This is a genomic window from Rhodococcus sp. 008 (assembly GCF_001682295.1).
Classification (GTDB): domain Bacteria; phylum Actinomycetota; class Actinomycetes; order Mycobacteriales; family Mycobacteriaceae; genus Rhodococcus_F; species Rhodococcus_F qingshengii.
Window position 1 is genome coordinate 320,977 of sequence record NZ_CP012749.1, and the last position, 17,438, is coordinate 338,414.

17 protein-coding genes are annotated in these 17,438 nt (G+C 64.6%); 8 read left to right on the forward strand and 9 right to left on the reverse strand.

Annotation, left to right across the window (positions count from 1 at the left end):
* Positions 1 to 56 precede the first annotated feature (56 nt).
* Positions 57 to 1,253: a DUF885 domain-containing protein gene (locus AOT96_RS01425; RefSeq protein ID WP_065351210.1), complete on the reverse strand. Its 1,197-nt coding sequence runs from the start codon at positions 1,251 to 1,253 to the stop codon at positions 57 to 59.
* Positions 1,254 to 1,425: 172 nt separating this feature from the next.
* Between AOT96_RS01425 and coaA the strand changes: the two genes are divergently transcribed.
* Complete coding sequence (coaA, locus tag AOT96_RS01430; protein WP_003945270.1) at positions 1,426 to 2,358, forward strand: type I pantothenate kinase; 933 nt, start codon at positions 1,426 to 1,428, stop codon at positions 2,356 to 2,358.
* 6 nt (positions 2,359 to 2,364) lie between these two features.
* Here coaA and AOT96_RS01435 read toward each other — a convergent pair whose 3' ends face one another.
* Positions 2,365 to 3,132, reverse strand: coding sequence for an isoprenyl transferase (locus AOT96_RS01435; protein WP_003945211.1), 768 nt, complete (start codon positions 3,130 to 3,132; stop codon positions 2,365 to 2,367).
* A gap of 172 nt (positions 3,133 to 3,304) precedes the next feature.
* Between AOT96_RS01435 and trhA the strand changes: the two genes are divergently transcribed.
* A complete protein-coding gene (gene trhA / locus AOT96_RS01440) occupies positions 3,305 to 3,973 on the forward strand; it encodes a PAQR family membrane homeostasis protein TrhA (RefSeq protein ID WP_003945269.1) in 669 nt (222 codons plus the stop codon).
* Here the strand turns inward: trhA and AOT96_RS01445 are convergent.
* The 3 genes from AOT96_RS01445 to mca are packed head-to-tail and all read right to left on the reverse strand — an operon-like array spanning position 3,940 to position 7,176.
* Entirely contained in the window at positions 3,940 to 5,967 is a 2,028-nt protein-coding gene (locus AOT96_RS01445; protein WP_065351211.1) for a thioredoxin domain-containing protein, read from the reverse strand. The two genes, trhA and AOT96_RS01445, sit on opposite strands and share 34 nt — an antisense overlap.
* Before the next feature lie 19 nt (positions 5,968 to 5,986).
* Positions 5,987 to 6,301, reverse strand: coding sequence for a hypothetical protein (locus tag AOT96_RS01450; protein ID WP_007726381.1), 315 nt, complete (start codon positions 6,299 to 6,301; stop codon positions 5,987 to 5,989).
* A complete protein-coding gene (gene mca / locus AOT96_RS01455) occupies positions 6,298 to 7,176 on the reverse strand; it encodes a mycothiol conjugate amidase Mca (RefSeq protein ID WP_007726383.1) in 879 nt (292 codons plus the stop codon). Before mca ends, AOT96_RS01450 begins: the two co-directional genes overlap by 4 nt.
* 279 nt (positions 7,177 to 7,455) lie before the next feature.
* Here mca and AOT96_RS01460 point away from each other — a divergent pair, with 279 nt between their 5' ends.
* Positions 7,456 to 7,881, forward strand: a complete 426-nt coding sequence (locus AOT96_RS01460; RefSeq protein WP_007726384.1) for a DUF4307 domain-containing protein — start codon at positions 7,456 to 7,458, stop codon at positions 7,879 to 7,881.
* A 227-nt stretch (positions 7,882 to 8,108) separates the two neighbouring features.
* Complete coding sequence (gene greA, locus AOT96_RS01465; protein WP_007726385.1) at positions 8,109 to 8,603, forward strand: transcription elongation factor GreA; 495 nt, start codon at positions 8,109 to 8,111, stop codon at positions 8,601 to 8,603.
* Positions 8,604 to 8,691: 88 nt separating this feature from the next.
* On the opposite strand, the gene AOT96_RS01470 is transcribed toward greA, so the two are convergent.
* Entirely contained in the window at positions 8,692 to 9,792 is a 1,101-nt protein-coding gene (locus AOT96_RS01470) for a C40 family peptidase (RefSeq protein WP_003943296.1), read from the reverse strand.
* A gap of 205 nt (positions 9,793 to 9,997) precedes the next feature.
* On the opposite strand from AOT96_RS01470, the gene AOT96_RS01475 reads away from it, so the two are divergent.
* Complete coding sequence (locus tag AOT96_RS01475) at positions 9,998 to 10,243, forward strand: hypothetical protein (protein WP_153211881.1); 246 nt, start codon at positions 9,998 to 10,000, stop codon at positions 10,241 to 10,243.
* Positions 10,240 to 11,034, forward strand: coding sequence for an FAD:protein FMN transferase (locus AOT96_RS01480; RefSeq protein WP_003943281.1), 795 nt, complete (start codon positions 10,240 to 10,242; stop codon positions 11,032 to 11,034). The genes AOT96_RS01475 and AOT96_RS01480 overlap by 4 nt, the downstream gene beginning before the upstream one ends.
* Positions 11,035 to 11,040: 6 nt before the next feature.
* On the opposite strand, the gene ilvA is transcribed toward AOT96_RS01480, so the two are convergent.
* From ilvA to AOT96_RS01495, 3 genes are all read right to left on the reverse strand, one after another.
* A complete protein-coding gene (gene ilvA / locus AOT96_RS01485) occupies positions 11,041 to 12,204 on the reverse strand; it encodes a threonine ammonia-lyase (RefSeq protein ID WP_228402296.1) in 1,164 nt (387 codons plus the stop codon).
* 135 nt (positions 12,205 to 12,339) lie between these two features.
* Positions 12,340 to 13,512, reverse strand: coding sequence for a cystathionine gamma-synthase (locus AOT96_RS01490; protein WP_007728802.1), 1,173 nt, complete (start codon positions 13,510 to 13,512; stop codon positions 12,340 to 12,342).
* Positions 13,513 to 13,556: 44 nt separating this feature from the next.
* Positions 13,557 to 14,942, reverse strand: a complete 1,386-nt coding sequence (locus AOT96_RS01495) for a cystathionine beta-synthase (protein ID WP_003943292.1) — start codon at positions 14,940 to 14,942, stop codon at positions 13,557 to 13,559.
* A 71-nt stretch (positions 14,943 to 15,013) separates the two neighbouring features.
* On the opposite strand from AOT96_RS01495, the gene AOT96_RS01500 reads away from it, so the two are divergent.
* Together AOT96_RS01500 and AOT96_RS01505 are read left to right on the forward strand one after the other, a co-directional pair.
* Entirely contained in the window at positions 15,014 to 15,985 is a 972-nt protein-coding gene (locus tag AOT96_RS01500) for an SGNH/GDSL hydrolase family protein (RefSeq protein ID WP_042448870.1), read from the forward strand.
* Positions 15,986 to 16,106: 121 nt separating this feature from the next.
* Positions 16,107 to 17,324, forward strand: coding sequence for an acetyl-CoA C-acetyltransferase (locus tag AOT96_RS01505; protein ID WP_019744600.1), 1,218 nt, complete (start codon positions 16,107 to 16,109; stop codon positions 17,322 to 17,324).
* The last annotated feature ends 114 nt before the right edge of the window (positions 17,325 to 17,438 follow it).

The window sequence follows — 17,438 nt, forward strand, 5'->3', positions numbered from 1 at the left end:
TGCGGAAACGAATGCGTCCAGTCTACGAAGTTCGCTCCCGCCGTCTCCACCCGGCACTAGGCAGCACGCAGAGAGCTGGGGACCAGCGGCTCGTCGAGCAGCCTGCGGAAGCGTTCGGTGCGCTCCGCGCCCACCGGCACCTCGTCCAGCCAGCCCCCGAGCAGCCGGTATCCCTCGACATACGTGCTGGTGTACGCCCGCCACAGCGGCGAAGACAGGAACTTGAGCGATTGGCGAGCGCGTTCCGGCGTCGACAGCGACCACCGTTCGAGGAACAGCGCCACGTCGTCGAGGCTGCGCCCCTCGTCGTGCAACATCAGCGCCGCATCCTGCCGGACACTCAGCAGTTGCCCCGACGCGGCGGAGAGCCGTTGCGCCTTTTCCCCGTCGAAAGACAAGCCGAGGTCGGCGTAGATGTCCTGCGCCCACAAACCCCAGTCCGGGCCGACAATCGCTTCCAGCGCCAAATCCGCGAGGCCTTCGGCCATGATGCACTGCGGCGTGTTGACCAGGAACAGTGTCTGCTCGAGCTGGCCCGAACCGACCAGACCGGCTTCCTTACGGCAATGCTCGGTGTGATGGCCGGGGTAGGACTCGTGCGCGATCAGCCGCGGCAGGTTGGCCATGAACTGCGGCAGATCCGAATTGATCGCAACCTTGGAGCGGTAGTCACCGAGGTAGTAGTTGAAGCCGGACCACGGCTTGTCCCCCACCACTTCGTATTCGACGGTTTCCGACGCGGGAAGCCCGAACGTGCCGCGGACCAGATCGCGCAGCGCACTCGACATTGCCTCGACGCATTCGTTCAGTTTCGCCGCGGGGATCTCGTCGGCCTTGCGATGCGCCTGCACCCGCTGCGCCAGCGGTCCCGGACCGGGCAGAACTTCACCCATCAACCGGTGAGCGTCGCTGTAGGCGTCCTCGTTTCCCTTTTCGATTCGTACGTCGAAGTACGCCTCGACCTCGTCCACGAAGCCGATGTCCTCACCCGCGAACTTGCGCCCGGAGCATTCCAGGGCGCGAAGGTGTACGTCGACGAAGTGGGAGCGTTCGGCATTCAGACCACTTCCGGCCAACTCGCCCCGCAATTCACGTGCCGTGCGGGCAAGTTCACGCGGATGGGGCTTCGGGGCGCTCTCGATCTGCTTACGCAGCACCGGGTCACCGGTGAACGCGTCGACGAACCCGTCTTCGAGACGGTCGAAACCCAGTCCGAGCAGCAGGTATTGGCGAACAAGTGTGTCTGGATCCATAACCACCGAGCCTAGTCGCTCGCTCCGGAATGCCACCCGGCGAAAGTCCCGGACGTGGCACCGAGCACAATCCGACTATGCACTCGGATCGTGCGCACACGCGCCTGGCTTGCTCGCATAGCTGTTTCGTCCGCCGGGCCCCGGGTTCACTACGTGCCGGTGAGCTGGGCTGATGGCGCGCACCAACGAATCGAGTCCCTACGTCGAGTTCGACCGCAAGCAGTGGCGGACACTGCGTAAGTCGACGCCACTGGTGTTGACCGAGGACGAGTTGTACGGCTTGCGTGGTCTCGGCGAGCAGATCGATCTCGAAGAAGTTGCCGAGGTTTATCTCCCCCTCGCACGTCTGATCCACCTACAGGTAGCGGCACGCCAACGACTGTTCGCGGCCACCGCGACCTTCCTCGGCGAGAAGCATCCCGACCGTCAGGTGCCCTTCGTCATCGGCGTCGCCGGTTCGGTCGCGGTCGGAAAATCCACGACTGCTCGTGTGCTGCAAGCTCTCCTGGCCCGCTGGGATCACCATCCGCGCGTCGACCTCGTCACCACGGACGGATTCCTCTATCCGACCAGGGAACTCCAGCGTCGGGGCATCATGCACCGCAAGGGTTTTCCCGAAAGCTACGATCGCCGCAAGCTGTTGCGCTTCGTCACCGAAGTCAAGTCCGGGGCGGAAGAGGTAGCGGCGCCGGTCTATTCGCATACGTCGTACGACATCATCCCGGGCCAGTACCACCTGATCCGCCAGCCCGACATCCTCATCATCGAGGGCCTCAACGTCCTGCAGACCGGCCCGCGTCTGATGGTCTCCGATCTGTTCGACTTCTCGATCTACGTCGACGCCCGCATCGAGGACATCGAAGCCTGGTACATCCAGCGGTTCCTCGCGCTACGCAACACGTCGTTCGCCGATCCGAACGCCCACTTTCACCACTACTCCGGCCTCTCCGACCGTGACGCGACCATCGCGGCGAAGGAGATCTGGAACTCGATCAACCACCCGAACCTGGTGGAGAACATTCTCCCCACCCGCCCCCGCGCAACCCTGGTGCTGCGCAAGGACGCCGATCACACGATCAACCGGCTGCGGCTGCGCAAGCTCTGAGACGGCTCAGGCACCGAACCGGCGGTGGCGCGCCGCGTAATCGCGCAAGGCTCGAAGAAAGTCGACTCGACGGAACTCGGGCCAGTACGCCTCGGTGAACCAGATCTCCGAATAGGCGCTCTGCCACAACAGGAATCCGGAGAGCCGCTGCTCGCCGGAGGTGCGGATCACCAGATCCGGATCGGGCTGTCCCGACGTGTACAGATGCCCGTCGATGCCGTCGACCGTGACGGCCTGGATCAGTTCGTCTCCGCTCAGGCCCGCACCGATCTTGTCGCGCAGGAGCGATTGGACGGCGTCGGCGATCTCCTGACGCCCGCCGTATCCGATCGCGACGTTGACATGTGTCCCGGTTCGGCCGCTCGTCCCCGCCGCCGCTTCCCGCAAGCGCCTGGACTGCTCGGGAGGCAGAAGATCGAGAGCCCCGACGATCTGCACACTCCAGTTCTTGCCGGGCCCGGAGATCTCTTCGACGACGTCGGTGATGATTTCGAGGAGGGTGTCGAGCTCTTCCGGCTCGCGGCGCAGGTTCTCGGTCGAGAGCAGGTAGATGGTTGCCATCTCGATTCCGGCGGCGTCGCACCACTCGAGCAATTCGGCAATTTTGAGCGCGCCCATGCGGTGCCCGTGACTGACATCGGTGAAGCCGTTCTCGCGAGCCCATCGCCGATTTCCGTCACACATCACGGCTACGTGCCGTGGGTGCGCGAGACCGTCGAGATGACTGAGGAGTCGTCGCTCGTAGATGCTGTACAGCAGTCCGCGCAGATTCACCGTGACATCACCATGGTGTCAAAGACTACGCCCGGCAGTGACAGCCACATGCGAGCGCCGTCACGCTTTTTGTACGCGTCGAAAACCCGCAGGTAGGTTATGCTACTGATGCGTAACCTACGGTACCGTAGGTTACGCGGTTCGCAACAGTACGGAACGAGAGGGGTTGCACATGACGGCATTCGGGCTCGACGAGCTTCCGGTCAAACCACGCATGCGCGGTTGGATCCATCTGTGGGCGCTCGGTGTCTCCGTCGTCGCGGGCATCGTTCTCGTCTCCGTAGCCGGCGCTCAGGTCGGCGCCAAAGCGGCTTGGGCAACCGCGATCTACAGCGTCACGATCTGCGGCCTCTTCGGCATCAGTGCGACGTATCACCGCATCCAGTGGCAGACGGTCAAGGGCCGTACGTGGATGAAGCGTGCGGACCATTCGATGATCTTTCTCTTCATCGCCGGCAGCTACACACCGTTCGCCATGCTCGGCCTCCCGACTCACACCGGCAAGATCATCCTCGCGATCGTGTGGGCAGGCGCGCTCGCCGGCGTCGCACTCAAGATGCTCTGGCCCACCGCCCCGAAATGGGTGGGAGTCCCGCTCTACCTGCTCCTCGGTTGGGCGATCGTTCCCGTGGTCGGTGAACTGACGCACCAGGTCGGTGTGGCGCCGATGGTGCTGCTGCTCGTCGGCGGAATCTTCTACAGCGTCGGCGCAATTCTGTACGCGACGAAATGGCCAAACCCGTGGCCCACGACGTTCGGGCATCACGAGTTCTTCCACGCCGCGACGGTCGTCGCAGCGATCTGCCACTACATCGCGGTATGGCTCGTCGTGTTCAACTGACTCGCCAGTTCCACCACCGTCGTCACCGGCCGATCACACACGAATCCCCGACAGATGTACGCGGCTTCACCTCCGTCGACGAGGGGTCGATCTGCAAGCAGCGGTGAAGAATCCGGCGCTCCGCCGACAACCACTGCACCACCCGGGGCAAGCCGGCGGGCATCGGCCAACAGCGAACCTTCCCCGACGACGGCCACCTGTATCGGACCACGCAACGACGCTTCCGCCACCGCGAGCCAGTGCCCCGCCGACCGAGGCGCACGCTCGAGCGGCAGCGTGGCCCTCGCCAGCGCGTCCGCCGCGGCCTGGGCGTAACGAGAAGAGCGCTCGGCATCGGTCAACGCCGCTGCGGTCAACAGAGCCTCCGCGACGCTCGACGCACCGGACGGCGTCGCGCCGTCCAACGGGTCTCGGGGCCGAGTCACGAGCGACTCCGCGAAATCGGCCGTGTCGAACCAGCTTCCCGGCTCGGCCGGATCAGCGAAGTGGTCGACAGTGACGTCGAGCAACTGCTGTGCCGCATCGAGCCACCGCGCCAATCCCGTTGCCTGGTATAGAGCCAGGAGGCCGGTGGCCAACATTGCGTAATCCTCGAGCACGCCCGTCGGGGCGCCGACAGCCCCGCCGAGGGAAGCGCGACGCAAGTGACCGTCCACCAGGTGAAGGTCGAGAAGAGCGCCTGCGCACTCGGCCGCCGCGGTGATCCAGTCGGGTCGGTCCAGGGCAAGTCCGGCTTCCGTCAAGGCCGTGACGGTCAACCCGTTCCAGGCCGTCACCACCTTGTCGTCGCGGCCAGGCTGTGGACGCTGAGCCCGGGCGGCACGGAGAGCGTCGGAGACCGTCTGCCAGCGCGACCAGTCGTCGGGGTCACGGAGCAACTGCAGTACCGACGCACCCTCTTCGAAGGTTCCGGTATCGGTGACCCGGAACAACTCCGACGCCCACTGCCCGTCCTCCGCGCCGAGAATCTCGACCAGCTGCGTCGGCGTCCATACGTACGTGAGGCCTTCGACGCCGTCGGTGTCGGCATCGAGAGCCGAAGCGAAGCAACCGTTCTCGGTCAGCAGATCGGAGAGCAGGAACCTTGCGGTCTCCTCGGTGACGCGAGTGGCGAGGTCCGATCCGGTGCGCCGCGCCCAGTGCGCGTAGAACCGCAGGAGCAGCGCATTGTCGTAGAGCATCTTCTCGAAGTGCGGAACCACCCACTCGGCATCGACCGAGTACCGCGAGAAACCGCCACCCAACTGGTCGTAGATCCCGCCACGTGCCATTGCTTCGGCGGTGCGCTCGATGCCGCCGAGGATCTCGCCCGAACCCGTTCGCTCGTACTGTCGGAGCAGCCCCTCCAGTAGTGCCGACGGTGGAAACTTCGGTGCCCCACCGAATCCCCCGCGCGGGACGTCCTCGTCGCCGAGGATCGACCGGCCCGCCGCGTTCAGCAGCTCGGCGTCGATGGGTGCTCCCCCGTACGGAATCCCGCCCGACGCGCGCTGAAGTTCCGTGACGATCGACTGCGCCGCGTTGTCGACCTCGTCGCGCCGATTCGTGAAGGTGTCGACTATCGCTTCGAGAAGCTGTGTGAACGAAGGCATTCCGCCGCGAGGCGTCGGCGGGTAGTACGTGCCGCAGTAGAACGGTGAACCGTCGGGAGTCAGGAAACAGGTCATGGGCCAGCCGCCCTGGCCGGTCATCGCAACCGTCGCATTCATGTAGACGGCGTCGATGTCGGGACGTTCTTCTCGGTCCACCTTCACACAGACGAAGTTCGCGTTCATGACGGCCGCGATCTCGTCGTTCTCGAACGACTCGTGCGCCATGACGTGGCACCAGTGGCACGCCGAGTATCCGATCGAGAGGAGAATCGGCACGTTGCGCTCGCGCGCCCACTCCATCGCTTCTTCGCCCCACTGTTGCCAGTGGACCGGATTGTCGGCGTGCTGACGCAGGTAAGGGCTCGAGGACCCACCCAGGTTGTTCCGCATCCGTGGGTCCATCGCCGCTACCTCGTTCGTCTCAGGATTCTTGCTTGGGCTTCTTCTCGGTAGAGACGTTGGGTTCCGCCGGGCTCGGAGCAGTGATAGCTCCCCGGTCGGTGCCTTCGTCTGCCTGCTGATCGAGTTCGGGATGATCCGGTTCGAACGTCTCCGGCAGCTTCTTGAGCTGGCGGTTCATCGACCGAACCAGGAGGATCACACCGATGAGCAGCGCAAGAATCACCAGCAGGCCGACCGGAGACGACTTTCCGAACTCCGGGCCGGATGGGTTACTCGGGGTCTGAGCAAGAAATTGTGTGGTGCCGAGAACTACCTCGGCGGACAGAGCATTCACTTCTGAGCGTCCTCTTCGAGACCTGCGAACAGGTCGGTTTCCGGAATGGACGTGGTGACCCGCGTCTTGGCGAGCTCGAATTCCTCGGTGGGCCAGATCTTCTGCTGAATGTCGAGCGGCACAGCGAAGAACGAACCGTTGGGATCGATCTGCGTCGCGTGTGCGCGCAGAGCATCGTCACGCTGGGGAAAGTAGTCGCCGCACGTGACCTGAGTGGTCACCCGGACCATCATGTCGCCGCGTTCGGTCTTCCACTTCTTGAGCCAGTCCGCCATCGGGAACGGCTCTCCGCGACGCTCGTACTCCTCCTGGAAGAGTTCGAGGCGCTTACGGATGAATCCGTGCGAGTAGTAGACCTTCTTGATTTCCCACGGCTGACCGTCCTCGGGGAAGTACTCGGGATCGGCGGCGGCTTCGTAGGCTGCCATCGTCACCTCGTGGCACCGGATGTGATCCGGGTGCGGGTATCCGCCGTTCTCGTCGTACGTCGTGACGACGTGGGGACGGAACTCGCGAATCACCTTGACCAGAGCGCGCGTCGACTCTTCGAGCGGAACGAGGGCGAAGCACCCTTCGGGCAGCGGCGGAAGAGGGTCGCCCTCGGGAAGCCCGGAATCGACGAAACCGAGCCAGCGCTGCTTCACGCCCAGGATGCGAGCGGCCTCGGCCATCTCCTCCTGGCGAACTTCGCTGATTCGATCGCGGACACCGGGAACGTCCATGGCCGGGTTGAGAATGTCGCCACGCTCACCCCCGGTGAGCGTCAGGACCATCACTTCGTGGCCTTCGGCTGCATAACGGGCGGTGGTGGCCGCACCCTTGCTCGACTCGTCGTCGGGATGGGCATGGACGGCCATGAGCCGGAATCCGCTCACGTGTTCGTTCACCTCAACTTCACCTGTAGCCGTTGCCGGCAGTTCACCTGTAGCCGTCACCGGCAGTCTTCGAATCACACGCTGTGCACCGCTCGGATTACTCCGGGCCGTTGCCGTCAAACGTACCGACTGCCGACAAACCTACCGACGGCGCGACGGGATACGTCCTCTATAGTTCCACCCGAGAGTTCCTGGCGCAGCCGTGACCCCTTCGGTAATCCGGCGGGACACAGTCAGTTGCTGCACGACACGCGAACTCGAGTCTTCGAGAGCAGAGTGATGAGCAAACCGCTTCCCCAAGATCGGTACCCGAGCACAACTCGCACGGGCAGTCCCCGCAAGTGGATGGTGTGGGCTCTGACCGCTCTCGTCATCGTCGTAGGCGGCGGAATCGCGTACTACGCGTACGGAAAATTTGCGGTCAAGGAAATCGAGACCGAGACCATCTCGTTCGACATCGCCAACGACTCCACGGTGAAGATCCGTTTCACCGTCACACGCGACGACTCGTCGCGTGAAGCGATGTGCATCGTGCGCGCACGCTCGAAGGACGGCTCCGAAACCGGTCGACGTGAGGTCTACGTCCCGTCGTCGGAACATCAGACCCTCGAGTTCAACACCGAGGTCAAGACGTCCCAGCCGCCAGGCATGGCCGACGTCTACGGCTGCAGCTTCGACGTTCCGGAGTACCTGACCAAGAGCTGACCTCGGAACGCACCCACCCTGCCGGACGTTTGACGCCGGACAGGGCGGGTAGTCATGCGTGATAGAATTGCCCGATACACGGTTCCGGGTGGAACCGTGTATTGCTGCATTGACGCAAGGTTTGACGGCAAGGTTGCATCCCTGGTGGTGCTTCTGCGTCGTTGTTCGCTGCTGTTGCAGCGATCGTCGAGGGAGCCCCCGGCTCCGACTACTAGGGAGTGATCGAGATGACCGAGACCCAGGTGACCTGGCTTACCCAGGAATCACATGACAGGCTCAAGAACGAACTCGACCAGCTCATCGCCAATCGCCCGGTCATCGCCGCCGAGATCAACGAGCGTCGCGAAGAGGGCGACCTGAAAGAGAACGGCGGCTACCACGCTGCCCGCGAAGAGCAGGGTCAGCAGGAAGCCCGCATTCGCCAGCTCCAGGAGCTGCTGAACAGCGCAAAGGTCGGCGAGGCCCCCACTCAGTCCGGTGTCGCACTGCCCGGATCCGTAGTCAAGGTCTACTACGACGGCGACGAGAGTGACACCGAGACGTTCCTGATCGCTACCCGCGAAGAAGGCGCACGTGACGCCAAGCTCGAGGTCTACTCGCCGAACTCACCGCTGGGCGGCGCGCTGCTCGAAGCCAAGGTCGGCGACACGCGTGAGTACAACCTGCCCAACGGCAGCACCATGAAGGTCACGCTGCTGAGCGCGGAGCCTTACCACAGCTGATCGGCTGTACCAGCTCTGAAAAGAAGCGCCACCCGACTCGGTCGGGTGGCGCTTCTTGCTCTGTCGGCGCTCGCTGTTTCCTGCCCACTCACACCACGCGGCGAGCCTTCATGCCGGCGAAGATCGGGCCGACCTTCACCACGTCGCCGAACGTGGGTGCGTGAAGCATCTGACCGTTGCCGACGTAGATCGCCACGTGGCCGGGGCCGCCTGCCTGCCAGTTGCCGAACAACAGGTCACCGGGCTGCGCCTGATCCAGCGGGATCTCGACGCCGACACCCCACTGCGTCTCCGAGGTCCGGGGCAGAGTCACCCCGGTGGCCGCGTGGATCGCGTACGACGTCAGCCCCGAGCAGTCGAACCCGCCCATCGACGGCCCGTTGATGTTTCCGCCACCCCACACGTACGGCAATCCGAGAAACTTCAGACCGGCCTCGACGACGCCGCCCACCGCTGCGGCGAGGTTGTTGTAGTCGAAGGGCGCAAGCATCAGGGCGAACGAGTCCTGCAACGATTTGATCTGGGCGACAAACGGAGCGGCGACCGCCTGCTCCGCAGGAACCTCGCCCGACTTGTCTGCCGGAACGCCGCCCGCTTCGCGAACTGCATCCGGCCCGACGTCGTAGGCAGCGAGCGCGAGGTCGACGGTATCGCCCTCGACCTCACCGGACTTCTGCCAGGACTGCGCTTGCTTCACGAGATCGCACAACCGGTATCCGGTTGTCATCACCGGATCGGCCACGCCCAGGATGTCCATCTTTCCGTCGCCGTCACCGTCCTTGCCGTATGCCGTCCACGCTGCGGTGGTGAAGCGGCCAGGCCCGCGCCCACCTTCCGGTGAGATGTCGGTATCGGGTCCGTACTTGAATCCGTTCTCGACCGAGTACAGCGAGGCGATCACCGCGGGCGTGATCTCCGAGCAAAGAGCACCGGCCTTTTTGATCCACGGCGCGAACACTGCCACCGCTCCCACGGGCGCCAATGTCGCTCCCGGAAAGTTGGAGGGTACGGAAGGCACGATTCCCTCAGGTGTGTCCTGAGTTCGTGCCGGTCCGTTCCAGGCTGCAAGTGAGACTGCAGCATTCGAAGACTCGTTCTTCTCGACTTGTGCGGGCGCTCCGAGAGTTCCACTCATCACGCCCAGTGCGGTGCCGATCGACACAGCGATCGCCAGGACACCGACTGCCATCCGAACCTCCGATAAACCTCTGAAAATCCATGTACGTGGTCGTACCCGAAACTTGTCGGTGTGAACATCTACTCTTTCGAACATGCATTCGACACGGCTCAGTCTCGCGACTCCTGTAACCAATGTCTCATTTATCTCGGCGGGCGTTACGCAAATGACTACAGACGCCAAGGCTTTTCTCAGGTTCGGCGTGCAAGCTGAGTCCATGAGCGACGATCGGCCACGACCCGCCCGGGGACGCACTACGGTGTATCGACCCGTTCGCCTCGCCCTCGCAGCCACGGCTGTGGCGGGAGCACTCGCAAGCGGCGGACTTTCACTCGTTTCTTCTCCCACTGCCACGGCACTCGCGCCGGACACGTCGGCTTCTCACACCAAGAATCCCGTAGCGAAGCGGCCCGTCGTGGTCGCCGGATTCGGAACCCCGGACGCCGTCTCCAACGGTTCGTGAGTACTCCGCGCTCGGCCTCCGAGTGGCTCACGTGGGGGGTTCAGGCCCGGGTCGTCGTCACCGACCCTGAAGTCCTTCCCTCCGCGGCCAGCCTGGTTCGCGGGTACCTCACCGCTGCCGACGCCGCCACCAATCGAGATCGTGCCGACTCCGAGATTCGTACCTATGTCAGCGCCGCGAGCAACGTCGACGGCGTCGCCGTGACCCCGATGTTCGCGCACTTCCTCGAAGACGCGTTGGCTGTCGCACGACTGACCGACGGCAAACTCACGCCGACGGCCGGGTCGGCAGACCCTCACTCCTGGTGGAAGATTCGCGTCGAGAACAACCGCGTGTACAGCCCGGACGACGTCGTTCTCGATCTGTCCGCGACGGCCCGCGCCAGTTCAGCGGACCACTGTGCCGCGTCCACTGCAACTCTTCTCGGGTGTGGCGTGCTGGTCGGCCTCGGCGGGGACATCGCGGTTGCCGGCCCGGCGCCGGAAGACGGCTGGCAGATTCAGGTGCAAGACCTGCCCGGCGACCCGACCTGCCAGGTAGCACTTCCGTCCGACTGCGGGATCGCCACGGCCAGCACCGTCAAGCCACTGCACCGCGAATCGACGGCGACGCCGATGTGGCGCACGGTGTCGGTGATTGCATCCTCCTGCGCCCAGGCCGCCGCATTCAGTCGGGTTGCGGTCGGCATGGGCGGTTCGGCCATCGACTGGCTACATCAACTCGACGTACCCGCCAGGCTGGTCGACCAGGAGTACCGCGTGACGGTTCTGGGCGGCTGGCCTGACGAGTAACTCGCCTCAGTTCTGCAGTCGTACTGCGTAACCGGCGCCGTCGAAGGCCGTCAGAAGTTCCGCCTTGTTGTCCGGACCACGCGTCTCGACGGTGAGGAAGACTTCCACTTCGTCGAGCGCGAGTTCGCCACCGGTACGGGAATGGATGACATCGACCACGCTGGCGCCGTTCGCTCGAACCACTTCCAGCAACGAGACCAGTGCGCCCGGCCGATCGTCGATGGTGATGTGAACGCCGAGGAACCGTCCGGCCGCTCGCAGACCGTGCGAGATGACGTGCGTGAGAAGTAGCGGATCGATGTTGCCGCCGGAAAGCACGGCGCACACCGGCCCTGTCAGTCCCAGCTCCTCCGGAGTACAGGTCATCAAGGCCGCGACGGCCGCGACGCCGGCCGGTTCGACGATGAGCTTGGCGCGTTCGAGGCACAGCAGGAGCGCTTTGGACAGCGCTTCCTCGCTGACCGTCACCACGGCGTCGACATGGGCGGCAACTTCGGCGAACGGAACCTCGCCCGGGCAGCCAACGGCGATACCGTCTGCCATCGTGGACATCGACGCCAAGGCGGTCGGCTTCCCGGCTGCCAACGACGCCGGCCAGGCAGCCGCGGTCTCGGCCTGCACTCCGACGATGCGGACCTGCGGGCGCACAGCTTTGACGGCTGCAGCCACTCCCGCGATCAAACCGCCGCCGCCGGTGGGAACGAGGATCGTGCCGACCTCAGGCAGTTGCTCGAGGATTTCGAGCCCCACAGTCCCCTGCCCCGCCACGACGTCCTCGTGGTCGAACGGGTGGACCAGAACTGCTCCGGTTCGGTCCGCGAATTCGCGAGCGGCCACGAGCGCTTCGTCGACAGTCGAACCGTGCAGGTGGACCTGAGCTCCATATGCCTTGGTGGCCACCAACTTCGGCAGCGGCGCACCCGTCGGCATGAAGACGGTCGACTTGATTCCCAATTCTGTTGCAGACCAGGCAACTCCCTGCGCATGGTTACCGGCACTGGCCGCCACCACGCCCGCTGCCCGTTCCTCTGCGGAAAGATTGGCAATGCGGTTGTACGCACCGCGCGGTTTGAAAGAGCCGGTGCGCTGCAGATTTTCACATTTCAAACTCACAGCGAAGCCGGTGGTTTCGGACAACACTCGCGAGGCCACGACCGGGGTGCGTCGCATGACCGGGGCGAGCAGTTGCTGTGCAGCCTTTATCTGTTCGAGATTCACGCATGCCTCCAGAAAGTGCGCCTCCACACCCTCGTGAGGTGTGAAGGCGCACTGCAGATTCGAAGTCGAATTACTGTAGAGCGAAGATCAGGACAGCGCTTGCTCGATGTCGCCGACCAGATCGGAGGCGTCTTCGATGCCGACCGACAGGCGAACCAGATCGTCGGGAACCTCGAGAGCGGAACCGGCCGTCGAGGCGTGGGTCATCGCACCGGGGAATTCGATGAGGGATTCGACTCCGCCGAGAGATTCTGCCAGCGTGAAGATCTCGGTGCGCGAGCACAGGTCGAGAGCTGCCGCCTTGCCGCCCTTGAGACGGACGGAGATCATGCCGCCGAAGCGTCGCATCTGCTTGGCCGCGACCTTGTGCGACGGATGCGAAGCCAGTCCCGGATAGATGACGCTGGCAACCGCGGGGTGGCCGTCGAGCAATTCGACGACCTTCTCCGCGTTGTCACTGTGACGCTCCATGCGCAGCGCCAGTGTCTTGATTCCGCGCAACGTCAGGAACGCGTCGAACGGGCCGGGAACGCCGCCGGATCCGTTCTGCAGGAAGGCAAACGCGGTGTCCAGTTCTTCGTCGTTGCAGACGAGAGCGCCACCGACCACGTCGGAGTGTCCGCCGATGTACTTGGTCGTGGAGTGCAGCGCGATGTCGGCACCGAGCTGCAGCGGCTGCTGCAGGTACGGCGAGGCGAAGGTGTTGTCCACCACGATCTTTGCGTTGCCCTCGTGGGCGACCTCGGCAAGGAGCTCGATGTCACCGATATTGAGCAGCGGGTTCGTGGGCGTCTCGACCCAGACCAGCTTGGTGTTGGACTTCATCGCCGCGCGCACCGCATCGACGTCGGACACCGGAGCCGGGGTGTACTCGATCCCCCACTGCGTGAACACCTTGTCGATGAGACGGAAGGTTCCGCCGTACGCGTCGTCGGGGATGACCAGGTGATCGCCGGGTCGAAGTACCGAACGGAGCAGGCAGTCGGTGGCCGCCATTCCCGAACTGAACGCTCGGCCGTAAGTTCCGGATTCGAGCGCGGCGAGGTTCGCCTCGAGTGGGCGACGGGTGGGGTTACCCGTTCGCGCGTACTCGAAGCCACTGCGCATTCCACCGACGCCGTCCTGGGCGAAGGTGGAACTCGCGTAGATCGGCACGTTGACCGCACCGGTCAGCGGATCGGGTTCGTAACCCGCATGCACCGCTTTCGTGGAGAAACCCTGCCAGCTGATGTTGTCGGCCTTGCTGCGTTGCTCACTCATGGTCCCCAGCCTAATGGCGCCGGTGCCGGCGCAGGAATCCGAACTCAGGAATCCGAACTCAGGAAACCCAGGAGATCGTGGCGCGTGATGACACCGACCGGCTTGCCGTCGTCGACGACCATGAGTGCGTCGGTGTCCCCGAGCGCCTTCGTGGCAGCCGAGACCGGCTCGCCGGAACCGATGAGCGGGAACGGCTTGCTCATGTGCTTCTCGACGGAATCCGCAAGGTGCGCACGGCCTTCGAAGACCGCGCTCAGCAGATCCCGCTCGGACACACTTCCGGCGACCTCGCCTGCCATGACCGGCGGTTCCGCACCCACGACGGGCATCTGGGACACGCCGTACTCGCGCAGGATCTCGATCGCGTCGCGCAGGGTCTCCGACGGGTGGGTGTGAACGAGGTCCGGCAGCTCGCCCGACTTGCCACGCAGAACGTCGCCGACGGTGGGGACGTTGGTCTTGCCGTCGAGTGGGGTGCGCAGGAATCCGTACGACGCCATCCACTGATCGTTGAAGATCTTGGACAGGTAGCCGCGGCCACCGTCCGGGAGGAGGACGACGATCAGGGCGTCGGGGCCCTCACGCTTGGCTACTTCGAGGGCAGCGACGACGGCCATACCGCAGGAACCGCCGACCAGCAGTCCCTCCTCGCGGGCGAGGCGACGCGTCATCTCGAAGGAATCGGCATCCGAGACGGCGATGATCTCGTCCGGGATGGACGGGTCGTATGCCGACGGCCAGAAGTCTTCGCCGACGCCTTCGACCAGATACGGACGACCGGTGCCGCCGGAGTAGACGGAGCCCTCGGGGTCTGCGCCGATGACCTTGACCTTGCCGCCCGAAACTTCCTTGAGGTAGCGGCCGGTGCCGGTGATGGTGCCGCCGGTGCCGACGCCCGCGACGAAGTGCGTGATCTTGCCGTCGGTGTCGGCCCAGATCTCGGGGCCGGTGGTCTCGTAGTGGCTCTCCGGTCCGCCCGGGTTGGAGTACTGGTTGGGCTTCCAGGCGCCGGGGATCTCACGGGTGAGGCGGTCGGAGACGCTGTAGTAGCTGTTCGGGTTGTCCGGCGCGACGGCCGTGGGGCACACGACCACCTCGGCGCCGTAGGCGCGCAGGACGTTGCGCTTGTCTTCGCTGACCTTGTCTGGGCAGACGAAAACGCACTTGTATCCACGCTTTTGCGCCACGAGCGCCAAGCCGATTCCGGTGTTGCCCGAGGTCGGCTCGACGATGGTGCCGCCCGGCTTCAGTTCACCCGAAGCCTCGGCTGCGTCGATCATCTTGACGGCGATGCGGTCCTTGGAGCTACCGCCAGGGTTGAGGTATTCGACCTTGGCTGCCACCGTGCCGAAGTTTTCGCCCGTGACGGACGTGAGCTTGACGAGTGGGGTGTTGCCGATGAGGTCGACGACGTGTTCCGCGATGCGCATTCGTCCATGTTCCCAGATGAAAGAAAACGGTGCGCGCGGACGTCGGGCGAAGGTGGTGCAATCCGGCTAGATTGGCAAGTGTGAGTCGAACCGGACTGAAAGCGTCGGTGGCCACGGTGGTGGCCGGATCGAGTGCAGGCACGCTCTCCTGGTTGGGCTACAACTATCTGATGTCGCAGGCGGGGGCGGCCCGCGGGGTGATCGGTCGCAATATCGCCAAGCCACCCGAGGCGGACGGGGTGTACGCGCCCGGCGCCGACAACCCGGAACTCTGGTGGCGGGCCGTGCCCTTCGATCTCCACTTGATGATCTTCGGCGATTCGTCTGCGGCCGGCGTCGGCGCGCTGACGGCCTCGGAAGTACCGGGTGTTCAGGTCGCGAAGCTGCTTGCGAGTGAAACCGGGAAGCGAATCCGTTTGAGCACCAAGGCCATCGGGGGCGCCACCTCCCGCGGGTTGAGTGGGCAGGTCGACGCCATGTTCGTCGCCGGTCCTCCCCCGGACGCTGCGGTGATCCTGATCGGCGCCAACGACGTCACCGCCAAGAACGCGATTCACGCGTCGGCTAAACGCCTCGGCGACGCGGTTCGACGCTTACGCGAGAGCGGCGCCGTCGTTGTTGTCGGCACCTGCCCGGATCTGGGGGTGGTCACGGCGATCCCGCAACCTCTGCGCTCCGTGGTGCGTGAATGGGGCCATCGCCTCGCACTCGCCCAGGCGGCCGCGACCAGAAACGCCGGGGGTCATCCCGTTCCACTGGCCGACCTGCTGGCCAAGGAATTCCTGGCCTCGCCCGACACGATGTTCTCGGCCGACCGTTTCCATCCGTCCGCGGCCGGATACGAACTCGCGGCGAAGCAGATCGTCCCGGTTCTCGCGTCGGCTCTGGGTGAATGGCAGGGTGGCCCGCTACCCGAGCTCCCCCACGTTTCGGAGGCGGCGCAAGCCCGCACCGTCGCGGCCCGACTGACGGCGGCGGCAACCCAGTGGAAAGCCTTCGCGAGACGCACCAAACCTGCAGGTCAGCGCCCCGACGTCAACTGAGTGAGACTGCGTGACCACCATCTGGGAGCGGCAACGTAAATTGTAAGTCGAAGCTGCATTCAACTTGCCCTGCTCGACGGCGTTTCAAGCCGCCCGCGAGCAGTACACAAAAGGAGTTTTCATGCCCGAGGCAGTAATCGTCTCAGCAGTACGGTCGCCAATCGGCCGCGCAATGAAGGGTTCGCTCAAGGACATCCGCCCGGATGACCTCGCAACTCAGATGGTTGCCGCCGCGTTGGCAAAGATCCCCGAGCTCGACCCCACCGAGATCGACGACCTCATGCTCGGTTGCGGCCAGCCCGCCGGTCAGTCGGGCTTCAACATCGCCCGCGTCGTCGCCGTCCAGCTCGGCTACGACTTCCTCCCCGGTGTCACGGTCAACCGTTACTGTTCCTCCTCGCTGCAGACCACCCGCATGGCTCTGCACGCCATCCGCGCAGGCGAGGGCGACGTCTTCATCTCCGCCGGCGTCGAGTCCGTCTCCAGCTTCATCACCGGCAACGCCGACGGCCTCCCCAACACCAAGAACCCGCTCTTCGACGCAGCGCAGGCCCGTAGCGCCAAGCTCGCCGAAGGTGGAGTCGCCTGGACCGATCCTCGCGAAGAGGGCCTGATCCCCGACGTGTACCTGGGCATGGGCCAGACCGCCGAGAACGTCGCTTCGGCCACCGGCATCACCCGCGAAGACCAGGACCGCTGGGCAGTTCGCAGCCAGAACCGCGCCGAGGAAGCCATCGCGCGCGGCTTCTTCGAGCGTGAGATCACGCCCGTCACGCTCGCCGACGGCACCGTCGTCTCCAAGGACGACGGCCCCCGCGCCGGCACCACCTACGAGGGCATCAGCGGCCTCAAGCCCGTCTTCCGCCCCGACGGCACCGTCACCGCCGGCAATGCCTGCCCGCTCAACGACGGCGCAGCCGCACTGGTGATCATGTCCGACACCAAGGCAAAGGCACTCGGCCTGACCCCGCTCGCTCGCATCGTCTCCACCGGCGTCTCGGGCCTGTCCCCCGAGATCATGGGCCTCGGCCCGATCCAGGCCGTCAAGAACGCCCTGAAGATCGCCGGCAAGTCGATCTCCGACATCGACCTGTTCGAGATCAACGAGGCATTCGCAGTGCAGGTCCTCGGATCCGCTCGCGAACTGGGCATCGAAGAGGACAAGCTCAACATCTCCGGTGGCGCGATCGCGCTGGGTCACCCCTTCGGTATGACCGGTGCCCGTATCACCAACACCCTGATCAACAACCTGCAGGAGCAGGACAAGACCTTCGGCGTCGAGACCATGTGTGTCGGCGGCGGACAGGGCATGGCAATGGTGATCGAGCGCCTCAGCTGATCCCCTGAGCACGTCGAAAGCGGCCGCCCGGCTTCTGCCGGGCGGCCGCTTTCGTGTGGTCGGGTTTCAGGTATTCGTGAACTTCCGAGCAAAACTCCCCAACTCGCGAATCAA

Coding starts and splice junctions, on each gene's coding strand:
- AOT96_RS01425 (WP_065351210.1), bottom strand. CDS start 1,253: ATGGATCCAGACACACTTGTTCGCCAATACCTGCTGCTCGGACTGGGT.
- coaA (WP_003945270.1), top strand. CDS start 1,426: ATGGCGCGCACCAACGAATCGAGTCCCTACGTCGAGTTCGACCGCAAG.
- trhA (WP_003945269.1), top strand. CDS start 3,305: ATGACGGCATTCGGGCTCGACGAGCTTCCGGTCAAACCACGCATGCGC.
- AOT96_RS01445 (WP_065351211.1), bottom strand. CDS start 5,967: ATGGACCCACGGATGCGGAACAACCTGGGTGGGTCCTCGAGCCCTTAC.
- AOT96_RS01460 (WP_007726384.1), top strand. CDS start 7,456: ATGAGCAAACCGCTTCCCCAAGATCGGTACCCGAGCACAACTCGCACG.
- greA (WP_007726385.1), top strand. CDS start 8,109: ATGACCGAGACCCAGGTGACCTGGCTTACCCAGGAATCACATGACAGG.
- AOT96_RS01470 (WP_003943296.1), bottom strand. CDS start 9,792: ATGGCAGTCGGTGTCCTGGCGATCGCTGTGTCGATCGGCACCGCACTG.
- AOT96_RS01475 (WP_153211881.1), top strand. CDS start 9,998: ATGAGCGACGATCGGCCACGACCCGCCCGGGGACGCACTACGGTGTAT.
- ilvA (WP_228402296.1), bottom strand. CDS start 12,204: ATGCGACGCACCCCGGTCGTGGCCTCGCGAGTGTTGTCCGAAACCACC.
- AOT96_RS01490 (WP_007728802.1), bottom strand. CDS start 13,512: ATGAGTGAGCAACGCAGCAAGGCCGACAACATCAGCTGGCAGGGTTTC.
- AOT96_RS01495 (WP_003943292.1), bottom strand. CDS start 14,942: ATGCGCATCGCGGAACACGTCGTCGACCTCATCGGCAACACCCCACTC.
- AOT96_RS01505 (WP_019744600.1), top strand. CDS start 16,107: ATGCCCGAGGCAGTAATCGTCTCAGCAGTACGGTCGCCAATCGGCCGC.